Source organism: Actinophytocola sediminis (genome assembly GCF_054779715.1).
In genome coordinates, this window is record NZ_BAAGXS010000011.1 from 129,626 (window position 1) to 147,820 (window position 18,195).

Genomic DNA, 18,195 nt, shown 5'->3' on the forward strand with positions numbered 1-18,195 from the left:
CGGGCGTCTGCGCTACCACCCTGTCGGTAGGCGAGGTCTCGCCTGCCAGGCGACGTAATCCCGCCGGTCACGACCGATCATGGAGAGCACCGGAGAACCCGCGGCGAGCGACACGAGGGAGCGACACAGGATGAGTGCACAGACCAAGCGCCTCGGCTGGCGCATCGGTCTCGGGGTGGCGGTGGTCGGCGTGGTCAGTGTCGGCGCGTTCGGCATCGCCGCGGCCGCGGCCAACGAGCAGGAGAGCGCCGCGCCGGCGCCGACCGAGGAGCACGACGGGCCACCGTGGGCCGGGCACGACGGTGACGGCGGCTGGGGCGGTGGCGACTGGAACGGGTTCGGGCTGTTCCAGACCCTGGAGGACCTCAACGTCGAGGACCTGTCGCACGCCGAGGTGGTGCTGGCGACCGAGGGCGGCGGATCGACCACCATGCTGGTGCAGAAGGGCACGGTGACCGCCGTCGACGGCGACTCGATCGCGGTGCGCAGCGCCGACGGCTTCGCCACCACCTACACCGTCAACGCCGAGACCACGGTCAACGGCGACGCGAAGATCGACTCGGTGGCCAAGGACGAGCAGGTCGTGGTGATCGCCCCGAAGCAGGGGCAGACCCCGACCGCGGACACCGTCCTGGACCTGAACGACCTCGGCTGGAAGTGACCCTCAGCTCTCACCCGGCGCCTTTCCGAAGCCCTGAGCATCGGAAAGGCGCCGTCCCATCGACCGCGGTGGTTGCCTTGGACGAGCGGCTCTACGACGTGGGCCGTGCGCTGGCGTCCCGGGAACGGCTCGCGGTGCTGCAGGCACTCGCCGAGGGCAACGCCTCGGCCGGCCAGCTGGTCGCCAGGACCGGCGAGGCCGAGATGTTCCACCACCTCGAGGTGCTCGGCGCCGCCGGCCTGGTCACCACGGGCATCGACGGCTGCTACGGGCTGGCCTCCCACGATGTGCTGGTCCTGATCTACGCGCTGGAGGCGGTCGCGCGGGGCCGGACCTGACCGGGGACGTCCTCGGCACGGCATGATGCGGGGAACGCGACCCCGAGGAGGCCCCCGAGATGACCCGCCGGTTCCCGGTGTTGATCGCCGTGCTGCTCGGGCTGACCCTCACCGGCTGCGGCACGGAAGGCGAGCCGGCGCCGAACGCCTCCGGGCAGCCGAAACCCGCGAGCCAGGCGCCGGACGACCTGTCCGAGCGGCCGGCGCCGTCGGCGGAGGTCCCCGAGCAGTTGCGGTTCACGGCCAAGACCATCGACGGTGAGGTGTTCGACGGCGCGAGCCTGCACGGCACGCCCGCGCTGCTGTGGTTCTGGGCGCCGTGGTGCCCGACCTGCCAGGCCGAGGCGCCCACGATCGCGGAGGTCGCCAGGACCGACGGCGTGCGGTTCGTCGGGGTGGCCGCGCAGGACGAGGTGCCGGCGATGCGCGCGTTCGTCGACCGGTTCGGGCTCGGCACGTTCCCGCATCTCGCCGACCGGGACGCGGCCATCTGGCAGCGGTTCGGCGTCGACTACCAGCCGGCCTACGCGTTCGTCAGCGCGGATGGCACGGTCGAGGTGGTGACGGACCTGCTCGAACCGGCGGAGCTGCGCGACCGCGTGCGCGCGCTGCGGTGAGCGACCTGGCGTTCGCGCTCGGCGCCGGCATGCTCGCGACCGTCAACCCGTGCGGGTTCGCGATGCTGCCCGGCTACCTGACGCTGGCGGTCGCCGACGGTGCGCGGGGCGCCCGAGTTGGCCGGGCACTGGTGGCCAGCGGGCTGATGACGCTGGGGTTCGTCGCCGTGTTCGGGGTGTTCGGGCTGCTCAGCGCGTCGCTCGCGGGGTGGCTGCAACGGTGGCTGCCGGTGGTGACGATCCTCGTGGGGGTCGTCCTGGTGGTGCTGGGCGTGCTGTTGCTCGCCGGGCGGGAGCTCGGCCTGCTGGTGCCAAGACCGGTGCGGGGCGCGCCGGGCACCGCGCTGGTGTCGATGTTCGGCTATGGGGTGGCGTTCGCGGTGGCGTCGCTGTCCTGCTCGATCGGGCCGTTCCTGGCCGCGGCCGGGGTGGCGTTGCGCACCGGCGCGCTGCCCGCGTTCGGCGCGTACGCGCTGGGCATGGGCCTGGTGGTCGCGGTGCTCGCGGTCGCCGCCGCGCTGGCCAGCACGGCGCTCACCCACGGTCTTCGCCGGGCGCTGCCGTACGTGACCAGGGCGGGTGGGGCGCTGCTGGTGCTCACCGGCGCCTATGTCGGCTACTACGGGTACTACGAGCTGCGGCTGTTCCACCTCGGCGGGTCGGCGGGCGACCCGGTGGTGCGGGCGGCCGGGTCGGTGCAGGCCGCGCTGGTCTCCTGGCTGGACCGGATCGGGCCGGTGCCGCTGGTGGTCGCGGTGGTCGTGTTGGGTGGCGTGGCCGTGGTCCTGCGCCGGCGATGGTCGGGTGACCACCGCCGGCGCGTGCGCTCAGGCCAGGACCGGCCGGCGGCGCACCAGCAGTAGCGAGCCGCCGAGCAGGACCAGGACCCCGCCGCCGAGGACCATGGGCCAGACGTCGGCACCGGTGTAGGCCAGGTTCGCCGGCGCGGTGAGCGCGGGCGGGTCCTGGGTCCCGCCACCCGGCGGCGGGGTCACCGGTGGCAGGGCCGCGCCGTCCAGGGCGACCGCGAAGGTGACCGGGTCGAGCGCGGCGCCCTCCTCGTAGAAGCCGGCGAAGCCCTCCGCCCCCTGCGCGGAGAGCGTCGCCGGCACCGCCGGGTAGGTGATCACTCCGTTGGTCACCGCCGGGGTCACCGACGACAGGTCGAGGCTGGCGAACACCACGTCGTCCAGCTCGACGAAGCCGGGCGTCTCCAGGCCCTTGCTGCGCACGTCGAGCAGCAGGTCCGCGGTGCCCCCGGTCACCCGGACCTGCGGCTGGGAGATCGTCAGGTCCAGCAGTGGACCCGTGCCCTGGTCGTGCCCGGTGAAGCGCACCGAGCCGGCGAAGTCGAGCAGCCCATCGGGGGCGTCCGCGTCGAAGGTGCCGGCGGTCAGGTTCTCCCAGTAGAACGGGCCGTCGCCGGTCACGCCGTCGAGCGTCCAGCCGCCGTTGGCGATCGGGCCGCGCACGTACTGGCGGAACGACTCCTTCAGGCCCCACTCCAGCCGGGCGTCGGTGACCGCGCCCGAGTCCGGCGGTGTGCCGGGGTCGGTCGGGTCCGTCGGGTCAGTGGGATCGGTGGGGTCGGTCGGGTCGGCGAAGGCCAGCGGGATGAACAACTCGTGCGCGGCGTTGACCGGGCCGCCCGCCGCGTAGGTGATCACGCCGCAGGTGTCGACCGCGCAGTCCGCGGTGCCCTCGGTCGTCGCGAGCACGTCCAGGGTCGCGGTGAACGTGCCGTCGGCGCCGAGCACCGCGTAGTCGTCGTTGGTCCCCTCCGGGTCGAGCACCGCGCGGGACTCGGCGGGCAGTACCCACTTCTGGTCGAGCACCGTGCGCGCCGAGGACGGCGCGCCCTCGGATGGCCGCCACGGGTCGGCGAGCTTGGCGAACACCAGGTACACGCCGGTCGGCCGGCCAGCGAGTGGCGGGCGGGTGCCGACGTTGGCCGCGGGGTCGAAACCGCTGCCGGACACGGTGATCGGCTCGCCCGCCGGGTCGATGCCGGTGGACTTGCTGGCCGTGACCGCCGGCTCCCACGACGGCGCGGGCGCGGTGGTGACGGCGAACGAGAGCGGGTCGAGTGCCGTGCCGGCGGCATAGAAGTCGGCGAACGCGGGTGCGCCGGGCTCGGTGAGGGTGGTGGCGACCGGGCCGGCGGTGACGGTGTCGGTGCCGGTGAAGTCGGCCGCGGCGATGCTGGCGAACGCCACGTCGTCGTAGGTCACGTCCTGGCCGGAGGACAGGGACTTGGACACCACGTCGGCGACCAGCGTGCCGCCGGACCCGGTGAACTCGACGCGGATGTCCTCGATGGTCATCGACAGCAGCGGCCCCGAGCCGCTGTCGTGCCCGGCGAAGGCGACCTTGCCGCCGAAGGCCAGTTCGGCGGTGTTCGCGTCGGCGTCCACCGTGCCCTCGGCGGCCGGGAACCGGAAGGTGCCGTCGGCGTTGCGCGTCGCGCCCTCGCTCAGGGTGATGCTGCCGTGGGCGATCGGCCCGCTGATGTAGTTGCGGAAGGATTCCTTCACGCCCCAGTCCAGCGTGCCGCCGGCGACGGTCGCCGGGGCCGCCTGCGCGCCGGTCGCCAACCCGACGAGGGTGCCGAGCGTCCCGAGCGCGATGGCCAGGGTGGCGGCGAGCGGTCTCGCATGTCTCTTGATAGTCATTGTCGGCTGTCTGCTCCTTGTAGTGGGTGAGGGCCGCTCGCGTGGTGGGTCTGGGTCAGCTCGGGTCCGTCGGGGTGGCGCGGGCGCGGCGCACCCGGAGGAACACCAGGACGAGCACGGCCGCCAGGACCGCGCCCGCGCCGCCGAACCACCAGCCGGTGCGGTCGGGTTCGGCCGGTCGCGCCGCCGTCTCGGCGATGTCGGCCGAGGCGGTCGTGCTCGACGACGGCGGTGCCGACGTGGTTGTCGTGGTTGTCGTGGTCGTGGTGGGCGCCGGGGTTGTGGTCGTGACGGGTGGCGGCGGCGGCGCGGCGGTGGTCGGCTTCGGGGCCGGCGCGGGCTTGGGTTTCGGCGCGGGTGCGGCGAACGACAGCGCCACCCTGGTGTCCTGGCCGCGGTCGGCGGTGCGGGTGTGGTCGGCCCGGGTGACCGCGGCACAGGCCACCGCCCGGCAGTCGGTCCCGGTAACCGGGTCGACGGCGACCACGGACAGGGTCACCGAGAACGACCCGCCCTGGCCGTAGGGAGTGGCCAGCCCCGCGCCGTAGCTCGGCGGGTTGGACGAGATCCACGCCGAGCCGCCGCCGGCACCGCCGGTGTCCACGCCGCCGAGACAGGGCGTTGGCACCTGGCCGGGGCCGTTGTCCACGCACACGGCGACATAGATGCCCTTGTGCACGTCGAAACCGGAGCCGGTGACGGTGATCGTGTCGCCGCTCGGGTTGAGCCCGGTGTTCTTGGACACGGTGATCGCCGGCGCCAGTGCCCCGTGCGCGGCACCGCTGAACAGGGCGGCGAACAGGACAGTAAGGACGATCGTGACGGCCGGTGCCCGTGCGGTTCGTCTTCTGGGGGTTGGATCCTCGACCACGCGCACCATATCCTTAGGCCAGCCTCAGTTAAGTGAGGTGAGCCTAACTTAAAGAACGCGGGTGGGGTATGACGAATGTTGTGACACACGCCGGTGGCTCCTTGTCCGCACAACTGAAGGCGGCGACCAGGGTCGAGCACGAGCGGACCGAGTCCTCGCCGTTCATCACCGCTTTGCTGGACGGCACCCTGGATCGCGGCGCGTACGCGGCGTTACTCGGCCAGAGCTACCTCTTCTACGCGGTACTGGAAGAGGCCGGCGAGTCCTGGCGCGGCGACCAGGTGGTCGGATCATTCGTCTCCGACGCGTTGGTCCGCGCGGCGGCGCTGGAGGCCGACCTCGCCTGGTTACTCGGCGCGGACTGGCGCGCGTCCGTGCTGGCCCTGCCGGCGACCGAGCGCTACGTCGACCGGTTGCGCCAGGTCTGCTTCGACTCCCCGAGCGCCTTCGTCGCCCACCACTACACCCGCTACCTCGGCGACCTGTCCGGCGGCCAGATCATCCGCCACCGGCTGCGCACCAACTTCGGCCTGGTCGACGACGGGGTGCGGTTCTTCATCTTCGACGGCGTGCCCAAACCCAAGCTGTTCAAGGACGACTACCGCGCCCGGCTGGACACCATGCCGTGGGACGCGGGCGAGCAGTCGAACCTGGTGGCCGAGGCCAACGAGGCCTTTCGGCTCAACCGTGGGGTTTTCGACGACCTCGGCGAGGCGCACGGCGTCGGCCGGTCCGGCTCGTGATCCACAGACTCGTCCCGGTGGCGGCGCTGTTGCTGGTCGCCGGCTGTGGGGGTGTCGCGAGCACGGCTGCGACCACCGAACCGGCCACCCTCACCCTCGATGGCCCGGCGACCGCGCGGATCGCCAACGACGACGTCCGGCCGGTCGACCGGGTGGCCCCCGAACTCCCGGTGACCGTCGAGTCCCACGACGGCGAGTCGGTCACGGTGTCGGCGGTGGACCGGATCGTGGCCGTCGACCTGTACGGCACGCTCGGGGAGATCGTGTTCAGCCTCGGGCTCGGCGACAACGTGGTCGGCAGGGACTCCTCGACCGGCTTCCCCAGCGCGGCCGACGTGCCGGTGGTCACCGCCGGCGGGCACGACCTCAACGCCGAGGCGATCCTCGACCTCGACCCGACCCTGGTGCTGACCGACACCAGCATCGGCCCACCCGAGGTACCCCGGCAGCTGCGCGCGGCCGGCATCCCGGTGGTGTTCTTCGACCCGACGCGCACCCTCGACGGCGTACCGGGCCAGATCCGCGCGGTGGCCGCCGCGCTCGGCGTGCCGGCCGCGGGGGAGGCCCTGGTCGAGCGGGTCGACCAGGAGATCGCGTCGGCCAGGGAGCTGGCGCCGACCGGCGCCGACGCGCCGCGGATCACCTTCCTCTACGTGCGCGGCTCGGCCGGGGTGTACCTGATGGCCGGGCCGGGCTCGGGCGCGGACTCGATGATCACCTCGGTGGGCGGGGTCGACGTCGGCACCGACATCGGCCTGGACAAGCCGTTCGTGCCGATCACCAGCGAGGCGTTGCTGATCGCGCAGCCGGAGGTGATCATCGTGCTCACCAACGGGCTGGACTCGGTCGGCGGCGTGGACGGGCTGCTGAAGATCCCCGGCGTGGCGCAGACCCCGGCCGGCGAGCACCGGCGGATCGTCGACGTGGACGACACGGACCTGCTGAGCTTCGGCCCCCGGGTCGGCGAGACGATCACGGCGCTGGCGTCCGTGCTGTACCGGTGACGACCACGGTGACCACGACGACCACCCGGCGGCGGCTGGCCGGCTGGCCGATGCTGCTGGTGCTGGCGTGCGCGCTGGTGGCGATGACGGTGCTGGCGGCCGGGTCCGGTCAGCTCGCGGTGCCCCCGGACGAGGTGCTCGGCTCGTTCCTGCACGGGATCGGGCTCGACCTCGGGCCGATGCCCAGCCATCCGCAGGGGGACAACGCGCTGTGGGCGGTGCGGTTCCCCCGGGTGGCGCTGGCCGTGGTGGTCGGCGCGTGCCTGGCCGTGGCGGGGGCGATGCTGCAGGGCGTGTTCGGCAACCCGCTGGCCGAACCCGCGGTCGTCGGCGTGTCCTCCGGCGCGGCGGTCGGCGCGTGCTCGGTGATCGTCGCCGGGGTGACGGTGTTCGGGAACTTCACCATCGCGGTCGCGGCCTTCCTCGGCGGGCTCGCCGCGACCATGGTGGTCTACCTGCTGGCCCGCTCCGGCGGCCGCACCGAGGTGGTCACGCTGGTGCTGACCGGCATCGCGGTGAACGCGTTCGCCTTCGGGGTGATCGCGTTCCTGACCTTCGCCGCGGACCCGCAGGCGCGCGAGCAGATCGTGTTCTGGCAGTTGGGGAGCCTGAACGGGGCGACAGGGCAAGCGGTCGGCGCGGTGTTGCCGCTCGCGGTCACCGGCCTGCTGATCGCGGTCTTCGTGGCGCGCCGGCTCGACCTGCTGGCGTTGGGGGAGGGCCCGGCGCGCCATCTCGGGGTCAACGTCGAGCGGCTGCGGCTGGTGGTGGTGCTCGCGGTGGCCATGCTGGTCGGCTCCGGGGTGGCGTTCGCGGGGATCGTGGGGTTCGTCGGGCTGGTGGTGCCGCACCTGATCCGGATGGTCGCCGGGCCGGCGCACGGGCCGCTGCTCGCGGCCAGCGCGCTGGGCGGCGCGCTGGTGCTGGTGAGCGCGGACGTGCTGGCCAGGACCGCGATCGAGAACGCCGAGCTGCCGCTTGGCATGCTGACCTCGCTGGTCGGCGGGCCGTTCTTCTTCTGGCTGCTGCGCCGCACCCGCTCGCGACAGGGAGGGTGGGCGTGAACATCCTGCGTCGTCCCCGGCTGCCAGAGCCGGTGGACCCCGGTGTGGTGCTGGCCGCGGCCGACGGCGCGGACGTGGTCCGCGGTGGCCGGCAGGTGCTGCACGGGGTGGACCTGACGGTGGCCGCCGGTGAGGTGGTCGCCGTGGTCGGGCCCAACGGCGCCGGCAAGTCGACCACGGTCGGGCTGCTGTCGGGCGACCTGAGCGCCGGTGCCGGGTCGGTCACCGTGTTCGGCCGGCCGGTGCGCAGTTGGCGGCACGCGGAGCTGGCGTTGCGCCGGGCGGTGTTGCCCCAGCACACGACGGTCGCGTTCCCGTTCACCGTGGCCGAGGTGGTCGCGATGGGACGCGCGCCGTGGGCGGGCACCCCGCTGGCCGACGACGACGAGGCCGCCGTGGCCGAGGCGATGGCCGCGACCGAGGTGACCGCGTTCGCCGGCCGCACGTTCGGCACGCTGTCCGGGGGCGAGCGGGCGCGGGTGGCGCTGGCCAGGGTGCTGGCCCAGCGGACGCCGCTGCTGCTGCTCGACGAGCCGACCGCGGCCCTGGACCTGCGGCATCAGGATCTGGTGATGCGGGTGGCCGGCGCGCACGCCCGCGCGGGCGGCGCGGTGCTCGCCGTGCTGCACGACCTGAACCTGGCCGCCGCGCACGCCGGCCGGGTGGCGGTGATCGCGCAGGGCCGGGTGGCCGCGTGCGGCACCCCGGCCGAGGTGCTCACCCCCGACCTGCTGAGCGAGGTCTACCACCGCGACATCGAGGTCATCGACCACCCCCGCACCGGCGCGCCCCTGGTCCTGCCGTGACCGAAACGCAGTGAAGGGTCCCTTCGCTGCGGTGGACGCGGTGAAGGGACCCTTCACTGCGGTCGGCCAGCGCTACCGCCGACGTGGGACGATGTGGGCGTTGCCGCATGACACGACGAAGGACCTGAGTGACTACGTTCGCCGACACCACGTTCACAGATCCTGAGCTGATCAGGAACTTCTGCATCATCGCGCACATCGACCACGGCAAGTCCACCCTGGCCGATCGGATGCTGCAGCTCACCGGCGTGGTCGAGGAGCGGGCGATGCGCGCGCAGTACCTCGACCGGATGGACATCGAGCGTGAGCGCGGGATCACGATCAAGGCGCAGAACGTGCGGCTGCCCTGGCAGGTCAGCGGCCAGGACCACGTCCTGCACATGATCGACACCCCCGGCCACGTCGACTTCACCTACGAGGTCTCGCGCGCGCTGGAGGCCTGCGAGGGCGCGGTGCTGCTGGTCGACGCCGCGCAGGGGATCGAAGCGCAGACGCTGGCCAACCTCTACCTGGCCATGGAGAACGACCTCACGATCATCCCGGTGCTCAACAAGATCGACCTGCCGGCGGCCGATCCGGACAAGTACGCCGCCGAGCTCGCGCACATCGTCGGCTGCGAGCCCTCGGACGTGATGCGGGTGTCGGCCAAGACCGGCAAGGGCGTGCGCGAGCTGCTCAACGAGATCGTCCGCCTGATGCCCGCACCGAAGAGCAGCGCCGAGGACGCGCCCGCGCGCGCGATGATCTTCGACTCGGTCTACGACACCTACCGTGGTGTGGTCACCTACATCCGGGTCGTCGACGGCAAGATCACCCCGCGCCAGCGCATCCGGATGATGTCCACCGGCGCCACTCACGAGTTGCTCGAGGTCGGCATCATCTCCCCGGAGCCCAAGCCGAGCACGGGCCTTGGCGCGGGCGAGGTCGGCTACCTGATCACCGGGGTGAAGGACGTCCGTCAGTCCAAGGTCGGCGACACGGTGACCAGTGAGCGGCGCGGCGCGACCGAACCCCTTGCCGGCTACCGCGAACCGCGGCCGATGGTCTACTCAGGACTGTATCCGGTGGACGGCTCGGACTACGCCGACCTGCGCGAGGCGCTGGACAAGCTGCGGCTCAACGACGCCGCGCTGAGCTACGAGCCGGAGACCTCCGCGGCGCTCGGGTTCGGTTTCCGGTGCGGCTTCCTCGGTCTGCTGCACCTGGAGATCGTGCGCGAGCGCCTGGAACGCGAGGCGGGTCTCGACCTGATCTCCACCGCGCCCAACGTGGTCTACCGGGTGGAGTTGGACGACGGCGGCGAGACCACGGTGACCAACCCGTCGGACTGGCCGGAGGGCAAGGTCGGCGCGGTCTTCGAGCCGGTGGTGAAGTGCACGGTGATCGCGCCCAGCGACTACATCGGCGCGATCATGGAGCTGTGCCAGAGCAGACGCGGCGTGCTCGGCGGGATGGACTACCTGTCGACCGACCGGGTGGAACTGCGCTACACGATGCCGCTCGGCGAGATCATCTTCGACTTCTTCGACGCGCTGAAGTCCCGCACCCGCGGCTACGCCTCGCTGGACTACGAGCCGGCCGGTGAGCAGCGGGCGGACCTGGTGAAGGTCGACATCCTGTTGCAGGGTGAGCCGGTCGACGCGTTCTCGGCGATCGTGCACCGCGAGTCGGCCTACGGCTACGGCACGAAGATGGCGGCCAAGCTGCGCGAGCTGATTCCCCGACAGCAGTTCGAGGTGCCGATCCAGGCGGCGATCGGGTCCAGGGTGATCGCGCGGGAGACCGTGCGGGCGATCCGCAAGGACGTGCTGGCCAAGTGCTACGGCGGTGACATCACCCGCAAGCGCAAGCTGCTGGAGAAGCAGAAGGAGGGCAAGAAGCGGATGAAGATGGTCGGCCGGGTGGAGGTCCCCCAGGAGGCCTTCGTCGCCGCACTGTCCACAGAGGACTCCACGGACAAGAAGGCGAAGAAATAAGTCAGCGCTCGGCCACCAGTTCCCGCAGTGCCGCGCTGGCCTGTGCGCCGCTCGGCAGCGTCTCGGGCGCGATCAGCGACTGCATCGCGAAGCCGACCACCAGTGAGTGGACCACCGCGCCGACGGTGTCCGCGGTCTCCTGGTCGATGTCGGTGACGTCCCGGCCGAGTGACATGGCGGCCAGTTCGGCCCTGGCGATCCGGGTGGCGTCGCGCAGCGCGTCGCGGATCTCGCCGGTGAACTCGGCCTGGGCGTAGGCCTGCACGCTGGCCAGCAGGAGTTCGCGGTGCCGGGGCAGTGACGTGAAGAGCTCGTCGAGGGCGATCCGCAGCCGCTGGGCCGGATCGGCCCGGTCCGCGGCCCGGACCGCGGCGACGATCAGGTCGCCCCACTCGTCCTGCGCCTGCAGCGCGGCGAGGTTCATCAACGCGTCCTTGGACCCGAAGTGGTAGCCGATCGAGGCCAGATGGGATTCGGCCGCCGCGGCGATGTCGCGGGCGGTCGTGCGGTGGTAGCCCTTCTCGACCAGGCATTTCCGGGCACCGGCCAGCAGGGCGTCGCGTTGGCTCACGCTGGCGAGCCTAGCATTTTGACGTACGTACGTATTGCGCCCGAATTTTGACGTACGTACGATCCAGATCATGACGAATGACCGGATCACGGTCCGCCGGCCGGAGCGGGCCGAGCTGACGGCGGTGGCGACGGCCTACCTGACGGCCAACCTGCACGACTCCGTACTGAGCTGGGTGATCGACGACGAGGACGCGCGGCGGCGGCTCACCGTCGGCGCCGGGCCGGAGCCGACGGTGGCCTACCTGGAGAGCGTGCTGCACTCCGGAGAACTGCTGATCGCCGAGTCCGGCGCGGTGCTGGGGATCTCGCTCTGGGAGCGGATCGACCGCGCCCAGGGCACGCCGGGCCTGCAGGACCCGCAGGGCGCCCAGTTCATCGAGCACACCTACGGCGAGTACGCCGACCGGATGAAGCTGCTGATCGCCCTCACCGGCGAGCGACTGCCGGCGGGCGCCTACTGGTACCTGCTGAACATCGTGGTCGACCAGGACCGGCGCGGGCAGGGCATCGGAGGCACGCTGCTTGGCGAGCAGCTGCGGCGGCTGGACGAGGACGGCATGCCGGCCTACCTGGAGGCCAGCTCGCCCCGGAACCGGAAGCTGTACCAGCGAGTCGGGTTCGCCGACCTCGGCGACCCGATCCAGCTGCCCGACGGTCCACGGCTGCAACCGATGTGGCGCCCCGCGGCCGGCTAGCGGCGATCCCGGTTGTCCGGCTGGCAACGATTCGTGTGCTGTCGGTGACCCATGGTTGGGTTGGCGCTGGACAGAAAGGGGGGCACGGTGGGAACCATGACAGCGGAATCCGGTTCGGTTCAGCTCGCCCACGGACGCCCGTTCACCGTGGACGATCTGGCGGCGATGCCGGATGACGGCAACCGGTACGAGCTCATCGACGGGATGCTGTTCGTGAGTCCGGTACCAGGCAGGCGCCACCAGCGTGCCGTACTCAGGCTCGCGATGACGTTGGCTCAGGCGTGTCCGGTCGACCTGGAGGTCCTGACCGCGCCGTTCGCGGTGCGTGCATCGCCGAACACGGAGCTGCAGCCCGACGTCCTGGTCGGGCGGGACGAGGACTTCACCGACAAGTTGCTGCCGGTCGCGCCCGTGTTGGCCGTCGAGGTGTTCTCACCGAGCAGCGTGCTCAACGACCTGAACAACAAGCGGGCCGCCTACCAGCGCCTCGGCGTGCCGAGCTACTGGATGCTCGACCCCAAGGACCCGACACTGGTCGTGTACGAGCTCAACGAGAACGGCATCTACCGGAAGACGGCCGTGGTCAAGGGTGCCAACGTGTTCGAGGCGCGGCAACCGTTCCCGGTGCGGATCGTGCCCGCCGAGCTGCTTGGCCGGCTGGCGACCTAGGTTCTGCGGTATGGCCGACCCGCTGTCCCGACTGCGTGCGCTGTGCCTCGCGCTGCCCGAGGCCACCGAGAGGCTCAGCCATGGCGAGCCGACCTGGTTCGTGCGCCGGGCCTTCGTCAGCTACGCCAACCACCATCACGACGACCGGCTCGCGTTCTGGTGCGCGGCGCCGCCGGGCGTCCAGGAGGAGATGGTCGCCACCGACCAGGAGCGGTTCTTCCGCCCGCCCTACGTCGGGCATCGCGGCTGGCTCGGGGTGTACCTCGACGTCGCGGTCGACTGGGTCGAGATCGGCGAGATCGTCACCGAGGCCTACCGCACGGTGGCGCCGCGCACACTCGTCGCCCGGCTGGATGCTCAGGCCGGCTGAGCCAGCTCGCGCAACGCCGCCTCGTACTTGGTGCGCAGCCGTTCCTGGGTGCCGACGTCCAGTCTGCTCATCCGGTCCGGCGACATGTTGTCCGCGATGTCCGCGCGTTTGACCGCCAACGCGATCGGGTTGGCCTTCACTCTCGCCAGATAGTCCGCCGCCTGCTCGCCCGGCTGTTTGCTGACGGCCGCGACCGCCGCCACCACCTCGACCGGGCAGCCGGCCGCGGTCAGGTCGGCCAGCGTCACCCCGGTGTCCTCGACCACGTCGTGCAGCACGGCCGCCATCCGTTCGTGGTCGCCGGACACCGAGCCCATCACCCGCAGCGTGTGGGCGATGTAGGGCCGTCCCGACTTGTCCAGCTGCCCCTCGTGGGCACGACGGGCGAGCTGGATGGCGTCATCCAGCGTGAATGTGCGCATGCGACCTCACCGTGTGAAGACGATCTTCCCGGCGGTGTCGCCGGCAAGCATCTGGCTGAACCCCTTGGCCGCGTCCGCCATGGGCAGCTCGGTGCCGATCTGCGGCCGGATCCCGGTCAGCTGACAGAACTCGAGCAGCCCGGCCAACTCGTCGCGAGTGCCCATCATCGAACCGACCACCCGGATCTGCATGAAGAACAACCGCTGCAGGTCCGCGCTCGGGTCGGGGCCGCTGGTGGAGCCGGAGACCACGATCGTGCCGCCCGGCTTCACCGAGCGCATCGAGTGCGCCCAGGTCGCCTTGCCGACGGTCTCGAACACGGCGTCCACGCGCGCCGGCAGCCGCGCGCCCGACTCGAACGTCTCGTGCGCGCCGAGCCGCTGTGCCAACGCGCGTTTCTCCTCGGTGCGCCCGGTGACCAACACCCGCATGCCGGCGGCCTTGCCCAGCGTCACCAACGCGGTGGCCACGCCACCGGAGGCGCCCTGCACGAGCATCGTCTGCCCCGGCCGCAGTCCCGACCTGGTGAACAGCATCCGGTACGCGGTGAGCCACGCGGTGCCCATGCATGCCGCCTCGCTGAACGACAGCCCGTCCGGCTTGGGCAGCACGTTGCGGGCCGGCACGACAACGGTGTCGGCGAAGGTGCCCTGGTACTTCTCGGTGAGCAGGGTGCGCTTCGGGTCGAGGGTCTCGTCGCCGTGGACCGACGCGTCGCCGAGCACCCCGTGCACCACCACCGGCTCGCCGCCGGCCAGCACCCCGGCGCCGTCGCAGCCGAGGATCATCGGGAACTGGTCGGGTTTGATGCCCACACCGCGCAGCGTCCACAGGTCGTGCATGTTCAGGCTGGCCGCCCGCACCGTGACGGCGACCCAGCCGTCGGCGACCTCGGGCTCCGGTCGCTCGCCGACGCGCAGGGCGTCCAGCGGCTGGTCCGGGCTCGGCTCGGCGGCATACACAGCGAACATGCTCTGCAACCTACCGACTTTCACCGGCCTGGGGACCGGTGGAGTGGCCTAGGTCTACTCTTGAAGGCATGCTGTCGGACTGGTGGAACGGGGTCGAGCTGTGGATGGCCGGCCTGGCATTCCCGTTCCAGTTCGCCATCGTGCTGGCCGTGGTATTGCCGGTGGTGCTGGTGGTGGCCTGGCTGATCGACCGGATCGTCGACCACGCCGCCGCCCTGTTCGGCCCGTCCCGGGCCGAGGATCCGCCGATCGGCACGACTCAGCCGGTGGTCGAGCCGGACGCGACCGACTCCGGTGCCGAGGACGAGAACAGCGCCGAGTCAGGCCAGGACACGACACACCGGCGGGTGCCCGCCGCATAGGCGCACCGGCGACTCCCTAGGCTGGTCGCGTGGGGTCCTCACGCCGCATCACCTACGCCCTGATCGGGCTGGTCGTCCTGGTTCTCGGTGGCTGGTTCGTCCAGGACACCCTCACCGACGACGCGCCCACCACCCAGGATCTGCCCGTGCGGGCGCTGTCCGAACTCCCGGACGAGGCCGGCGGCACCTGGCGGCTGATCGAGCGGGGTGGCCCGTTCCCGCACGAGGAGGATGGCACGGTGTTCGGCAACCGCGAGCGACTCCTCCCCGAAGCGGAGTCGGCCTACTACCGTGAGTACACCGTGGACACCCCCGGCCAGCGGGACCGCGGCGCGCGCCGGCTGGTGACCGGCGGCGACGGCGAGCTGTACTACACCGGCGACCACTACCAGTCCTTCGTCAGCGTGGACCCTCGGCGATGACCGACCACCACCTCGACGGCACCCGGATCCGGTCCAAGGCCGAGTTCATGACCGCGGTGGCCGCCGCGCTGTCGTTCCCGGACTGGTTCGGCCACAACCTCGACGCGCTCGCCGACTGCCTCAGTGATCTGTCCTGGCTGCCCGACGGCGAGCACGTGCTGGTGTGGTCGGCCCCCGAGGTGCTCGCCGCGGCCGACCCGAAGGCCGACCGCGCGATCCGGGACGTGTTGCTGGCGGCGAGCAGGCCGGGCCGGTTCCTGGTGGAGCTGGTGGCGGCCTGAGCTACTCGGTCGGCACCCAGGACGCCGCCCGCTTCTGCGCGAACGCCGCGATGCCCTCCTGGCCTTCCGCGCCGGCGAAGAAACCCGAGGACAGGTCGAGCATGTCGGCGAAGTCGGTGGCCAGGTCGGCGGCGCGGGTCCGGCGCAACAGCTGTTTGGTCGCCGCCAACGCGGTCGGGCCACCGAGGGTGAGCATGCCGGTGTAGCGGGTCACCTCGTCGTCCAGCCGGTCGGCCGGGACCGCGGCGTTCAGCAGCCCGATCTGGGTCGCGCGGGTGGCGTCGATGGTCTCCCCGGTCAGGAACAGCTCGTGCGCGGCGCGTGGCAGCAGCCGAGGCAGCACGGTCACCGAGATCACCGCCGGCACCAGGCCCAGCCGGACCTCGGTGAAGGCGAAGGTGGCGGTGTCCGCGGCGATCGCGATGTCGGCGGCCGCGACCATACCGACTCCACCGGCGCGCGCCGGCCCGGCGAGCTTGGCCACCACCGGTTTCGCGCTGGTCCACAGCTGGGTCAGGATCTCTGGGAACTCGTTGACCCCATCGGTGGCCGAACCGGTCGTGCCGGCCTCCTTGAGGTCCATGCCGGCGCAGAACACCGGCCCGGTGTGGTCGAGCACGATCACCCGCACCGCGTTGTCGGCGGCCGCGGTGGTCAGGTGGTCGCGTAGCTCGCGACGCAGCCGCGCGGACAGCGCGTTGCGGTTGTGCGGGGAGTCGAGCGTGATCGTCGCGACGCCCCGGCCCGTCGTGTAGTGCACCAGCTCAGCCATGCCGGCGACCCTAACGCGTCGCTTGACCTGGAGTCCGCTCCAGCACCTACGTTCCCCGCATGCGCTATCGAACTCTGGGTGGAACCGGCATCGAGGTCAGCGTCCACTGTCTTGGCACCATGATGTTCGGCTCGGTCGGCAACCCCGACCACGATGACTGCGTCAAGATCGTGCACACCGCGCTGGACGCGGGGATCAACTTCGTGGACACCGCCGACATGTACTCGACCGGCGAGTCGGAGGTGATCGTCGGCAAGGCACTCAAGGGCAGGCGCGACGACGTCGTGCTCGCCACGAAGGGGCACTTCCCGCTCAGCGAGGGGCCCAACCGCGGCGGCAACTCGCGGCGCTGGATCACGCGCGCGGTCGAGGACAGCCTGCGCCGGTTGGACACCGACTGGATCGACCTGTACCAGATCCACCGGCCGGACCACACCACCGACATCGAGGAAACCCTTGGCGCGCTGACGGATCTGGTCCGGCAGGGCAAGATCCGCGCGTTCGGCAGCTCCACGTTCCCGGCGTCGGATCTCGTCGAGGCCCACCACGTCGCCCGCGACCGCGGCCTCTACCGGTTCCGTACCGAGCAGCCGCCGTACTCGTTGCTGGCCAGGGGAATCGAGCGAGAGGTGCTGCCGGCCTGTCAGCGGTTGGGGACCGGGGTGCTGGTGTGGAGCCCGCTGGCGGCGGGGTTCCTGTCCGGCAGGGTCCGTCGGGGGCAGCCGGTCGACCTCACCAGCGGCCGCGCGCGACTGCTGCCGGAGCGGTTCGACGAGTCGTTGCCGCACAACGCGGCCAAGTTCGTCGCGTTGGCGCGGCTCACGGAGCTGGCTGACGAACTCGGCGCGCCGCTGCCCGAGCTGGCGGTCGCGTTCAGCGCGGCGCATCCCGGCGTGACCTCGGTCATCATCGGCCCGCGCACGCTCGAGCAGCTGACCTCGGCGCTGGGCGGCGCCGAGCGCCTCCTCGACGACGCCACGCTGGATCGAATCGACGAGATCGTCCCGCCGGGCACCGATCTCTACCGCGCCGACGGCGCGTGGCAGCCACCATCCATTGTGGACGCGACGCGCCGACGGCGGCCGCTGGCCGACCGCGCGGCGGCCTAGCCGCGATGCCCTGAATGAGGCATTGGCGACGTTCAACGTCCTGAATGAGTCATTCAGGACGGTTGGCCAGGCGCGGCGCCGGCCGGGTGACCGGCGCCGCGCTGGTCAGGTCACGCGATCGCGGTCGAGGTCAGTGTCGGGTTCGGGTTGGGGAAACAGGACGTCGGTGCGGAGATGTCACCGATGAAGGTGGACACCACCGCGGTGAAGTTCAGCCCGGCGTCGTCGTAGCTGGTGCCGTACAACGACGAGTCGATCGTGCCGGAGGCGCCCGCGGTCAGGTGCGCGGTCACCGTCGGCAGTTCGAAGGACGCACCACCGGCGATCGGGCCGGCGAAGGCCACGGTGACAACGCCGGCGTCCTCCGACCACGTCGGCGGGTTCGGGCCGAGGCCGGCGCCGCCGGTCAGCTCGACGCTGTCCAGCGTCGCGTTGGATGGCACCGGCACCTTCAACGTGAAGCTGTGGACCTCCTTGATCTCATAGCCGGCGGCCTCGGACGGCACTTGGTTGGGGCCGGGGTCGACCACGACGTCCAGCGGCTGGCCGGCCGCCACGGTGGCCGGGGCGGTCGCGTCCACCGCCTGGTTCAACGTGAGGTTCTCCGCGCCGAGCGGAGTGTCGGCTTGGCAGTCGTAGACGATGTCGAACGCTGCGGCGGATGCTGGTTGGGCAAGCGCCAGAACTGCGGCCGCGGTGGCGAACACACCGATCGCGGCCCTCGACAGGGCAGACTTCATTGTCCTCACCTCAGGAGTTGCGTTGCAGGGCAAGAGGTTCCGGAACCACTTCCCTG

Annotated in this window: 23 protein-coding genes; 16 read left to right on the forward strand and 7 right to left on the reverse strand. The window is 71.5% G+C overall.

Annotated elements, in window-relative coordinates; genetic code table 11:
• Window positions 1-130 precede the first annotated feature (130 nt).
• The 4 genes from ACYVIP_RS07505 to ACYVIP_RS07520 all read left to right on the forward strand — a co-directional run bounded on the left by ACYVIP_RS07505 (window position 131) and on the right by ACYVIP_RS07520 (window position 2,479).
• Complete coding sequence (locus tag ACYVIP_RS07505; protein WP_460393460.1) at window positions 131-661, forward strand: hypothetical protein; 531 nt, start codon at window positions 131-133, stop codon at window positions 659-661.
• A 68-nt stretch (window positions 662-729) separates the two neighbouring features.
• The gene (locus ACYVIP_RS07510; RefSeq protein ID WP_460393462.1) at window positions 730-999 is read left to right on the forward strand and encodes an ArsR/SmtB family transcription factor; all 270 of its coding nucleotides are present in this window, start codon (window positions 730-732) and stop codon (window positions 997-999) included.
• A 59-nt stretch (window positions 1,000-1,058) separates the two neighbouring features.
• On the forward strand, window positions 1,059-1,616 hold the full coding sequence (locus ACYVIP_RS07515; protein WP_460393464.1) for a protein disulfide oxidoreductase: 558 nt from the start codon (window positions 1,059-1,061) through the stop codon (window positions 1,614-1,616).
• Window positions 1,613-2,479 carry a cytochrome c biogenesis CcdA family protein gene (locus ACYVIP_RS07520; RefSeq protein WP_460393466.1) on the forward strand — a complete coding sequence of 289 codons (867 nt, stop codon included), beginning with the start codon at window positions 1,613-1,615 and terminating at the stop codon, window positions 2,477-2,479. Before ACYVIP_RS07515 ends, ACYVIP_RS07520 begins: the two co-directional genes overlap by 4 nt.
• On the opposite strand, the gene ACYVIP_RS07525 is transcribed toward ACYVIP_RS07520, so the two are convergent.
• Window positions 2,444-4,288 (reverse strand): HtaA domain-containing protein, encoded by a 1,845-nt coding sequence (locus tag ACYVIP_RS07525; RefSeq protein WP_460393468.1) that lies wholly within the window; start codon window positions 4,286-4,288, stop codon window positions 2,444-2,446. The two genes, ACYVIP_RS07520 and ACYVIP_RS07525, sit on opposite strands and share 36 nt — an antisense overlap.
• Window positions 4,289-4,343: 55 nt before the next feature.
• Complete coding sequence (locus ACYVIP_RS07530) at window positions 4,344-5,159, reverse strand: hypothetical protein (protein ID WP_460393470.1); 816 nt, start codon at window positions 5,157-5,159, stop codon at window positions 4,344-4,346.
• Between the two features lie 101 nt (window positions 5,160-5,260).
• Between ACYVIP_RS07530 and ACYVIP_RS07535 the strand changes: the two genes are divergently transcribed.
• The 5 genes from ACYVIP_RS07535 (at window position 5,261) to lepA (ending at window position 10,752) form a co-directional block, all read left to right on the forward strand.
• Window positions 5,261-5,902: a biliverdin-producing heme oxygenase gene (locus tag ACYVIP_RS07535; RefSeq protein ID WP_460393472.1), complete on the forward strand. Its 642-nt coding sequence runs from the start codon at window positions 5,261-5,263 to the stop codon at window positions 5,900-5,902.
• 17 nt (window positions 5,903-5,919) lie between these two features.
• Window positions 5,920-6,906, forward strand: a complete 987-nt coding sequence (locus tag ACYVIP_RS07540) for a heme/hemin ABC transporter substrate-binding protein (protein ID WP_460393474.1) — start codon at window positions 5,920-5,922, stop codon at window positions 6,904-6,906.
• Window positions 6,903-7,970: a FecCD family ABC transporter permease gene (locus ACYVIP_RS07545; RefSeq protein WP_460393476.1), complete on the forward strand. Its 1,068-nt coding sequence runs from the start codon at window positions 6,903-6,905 to the stop codon at window positions 7,968-7,970. Before ACYVIP_RS07540 ends, ACYVIP_RS07545 begins: the two co-directional genes overlap by 4 nt.
• Window positions 7,967-8,776 (forward strand): heme ABC transporter ATP-binding protein, encoded by an 810-nt coding sequence (locus ACYVIP_RS07550; protein WP_460393478.1) that lies wholly within the window; start codon window positions 7,967-7,969, stop codon window positions 8,774-8,776. The genes ACYVIP_RS07545 and ACYVIP_RS07550 overlap by 4 nt, the downstream gene beginning before the upstream one ends.
• A 128-nt stretch (window positions 8,777-8,904) precedes the next feature.
• Window positions 8,905-10,752 (forward strand): translation elongation factor 4, encoded by a 1,848-nt coding sequence (lepA, locus tag ACYVIP_RS07555; RefSeq protein ID WP_460393480.1) that lies wholly within the window; start codon window positions 8,905-8,907, stop codon window positions 10,750-10,752.
• 1 nt (window position 10,753) lies between these two features.
• Here lepA and ACYVIP_RS07560 read toward each other — a convergent pair whose 3' ends face one another.
• A complete protein-coding gene (locus tag ACYVIP_RS07560; RefSeq protein WP_460393482.1) occupies window positions 10,754-11,323 on the reverse strand; it encodes a TetR/AcrR family transcriptional regulator in 570 nt (189 codons plus the stop codon).
• A gap of 70 nt (window positions 11,324-11,393) precedes the next feature.
• On the opposite strand from ACYVIP_RS07560, the gene ACYVIP_RS07565 reads away from it, so the two are divergent.
• The 3 genes from ACYVIP_RS07565 to ACYVIP_RS07575 all read left to right on the forward strand — a co-directional run bounded on the left by ACYVIP_RS07565 (window position 11,394) and on the right by ACYVIP_RS07575 (window position 13,059).
• Window positions 11,394-12,020 (forward strand): GNAT family N-acetyltransferase, encoded by a 627-nt coding sequence (locus ACYVIP_RS07565; protein ID WP_460393484.1) that lies wholly within the window; start codon window positions 11,394-11,396, stop codon window positions 12,018-12,020.
• Window positions 12,021-12,116: 96 nt separating this feature from the next.
• Complete coding sequence (locus tag ACYVIP_RS07570; RefSeq protein ID WP_460393486.1) at window positions 12,117-12,689, forward strand: Uma2 family endonuclease; 573 nt, start codon at window positions 12,117-12,119, stop codon at window positions 12,687-12,689.
• Window positions 12,690-12,699: 10 nt separating this feature from the next.
• Window positions 12,700-13,059: an MmcQ/YjbR family DNA-binding protein gene (locus ACYVIP_RS07575; RefSeq protein ID WP_460393488.1), complete on the forward strand. Its 360-nt coding sequence runs from the start codon at window positions 12,700-12,702 to the stop codon at window positions 13,057-13,059.
• Here the strand turns inward: ACYVIP_RS07575 and ACYVIP_RS07580 are convergent.
• A complete protein-coding gene (locus ACYVIP_RS07580; RefSeq protein ID WP_460393490.1) occupies window positions 13,047-13,481 on the reverse strand; it encodes an HD domain-containing protein in 435 nt (144 codons plus the stop codon). The two genes, ACYVIP_RS07575 and ACYVIP_RS07580, sit on opposite strands and share 13 nt — an antisense overlap.
• 6 nt (window positions 13,482-13,487) lie before the next feature.
• Window positions 13,488-14,453, reverse strand: coding sequence for a zinc-binding dehydrogenase (locus ACYVIP_RS07585; protein ID WP_460393492.1), 966 nt, complete (start codon window positions 14,451-14,453; stop codon window positions 13,488-13,490).
• Window positions 14,454-14,521: 68 nt separating this feature from the next.
• Between ACYVIP_RS07585 and ACYVIP_RS07590 the strand changes: the two genes are divergently transcribed.
• The 3 genes from ACYVIP_RS07590 to ACYVIP_RS07600 are packed head-to-tail and all read left to right on the forward strand — an operon-like array spanning window position 14,522 to window position 15,518.
• Window positions 14,522-14,815, forward strand: a complete 294-nt coding sequence (locus tag ACYVIP_RS07590; protein WP_460393494.1) for a hypothetical protein — start codon at window positions 14,522-14,524, stop codon at window positions 14,813-14,815.
• 29 nt (window positions 14,816-14,844) lie between these two features.
• A complete protein-coding gene (locus ACYVIP_RS07595) occupies window positions 14,845-15,237 on the forward strand; it encodes a guanyl-specific ribonuclease (RefSeq protein WP_460393496.1) in 393 nt (130 codons plus the stop codon).
• Entirely contained in the window at window positions 15,234-15,518 is a 285-nt protein-coding gene (locus ACYVIP_RS07600) for a barstar family protein (RefSeq protein WP_460393498.1), read from the forward strand. Before ACYVIP_RS07595 ends, ACYVIP_RS07600 begins: the two co-directional genes overlap by 4 nt.
• 1 nt (window position 15,519) lies before the next feature.
• Here ACYVIP_RS07600 and ACYVIP_RS07605 read toward each other — a convergent pair whose 3' ends face one another.
• Window positions 15,520-16,290, reverse strand: a complete 771-nt coding sequence (locus ACYVIP_RS07605) for an enoyl-CoA hydratase-related protein (protein WP_460393500.1) — start codon at window positions 16,288-16,290, stop codon at window positions 15,520-15,522.
• 59 nt (window positions 16,291-16,349) lie between these two features.
• On the opposite strand from ACYVIP_RS07605, the gene ACYVIP_RS07610 reads away from it, so the two are divergent.
• Window positions 16,350-17,399 carry an aldo/keto reductase gene (locus tag ACYVIP_RS07610; RefSeq protein ID WP_460393502.1) on the forward strand — a complete coding sequence of 350 codons (1,050 nt, stop codon included), beginning with the start codon at window positions 16,350-16,352 and terminating at the stop codon, window positions 17,397-17,399.
• A gap of 110 nt (window positions 17,400-17,509) precedes the next feature.
• On the opposite strand, the gene ACYVIP_RS07615 is transcribed toward ACYVIP_RS07610, so the two are convergent.
• Window positions 17,510-18,139: a cyclase gene (locus tag ACYVIP_RS07615; RefSeq protein ID WP_460393504.1), complete on the reverse strand. Its 630-nt coding sequence runs from the start codon at window positions 18,137-18,139 to the stop codon at window positions 17,510-17,512.
• Between the last annotated feature and the right edge of the window lie 56 nt (window positions 18,140-18,195).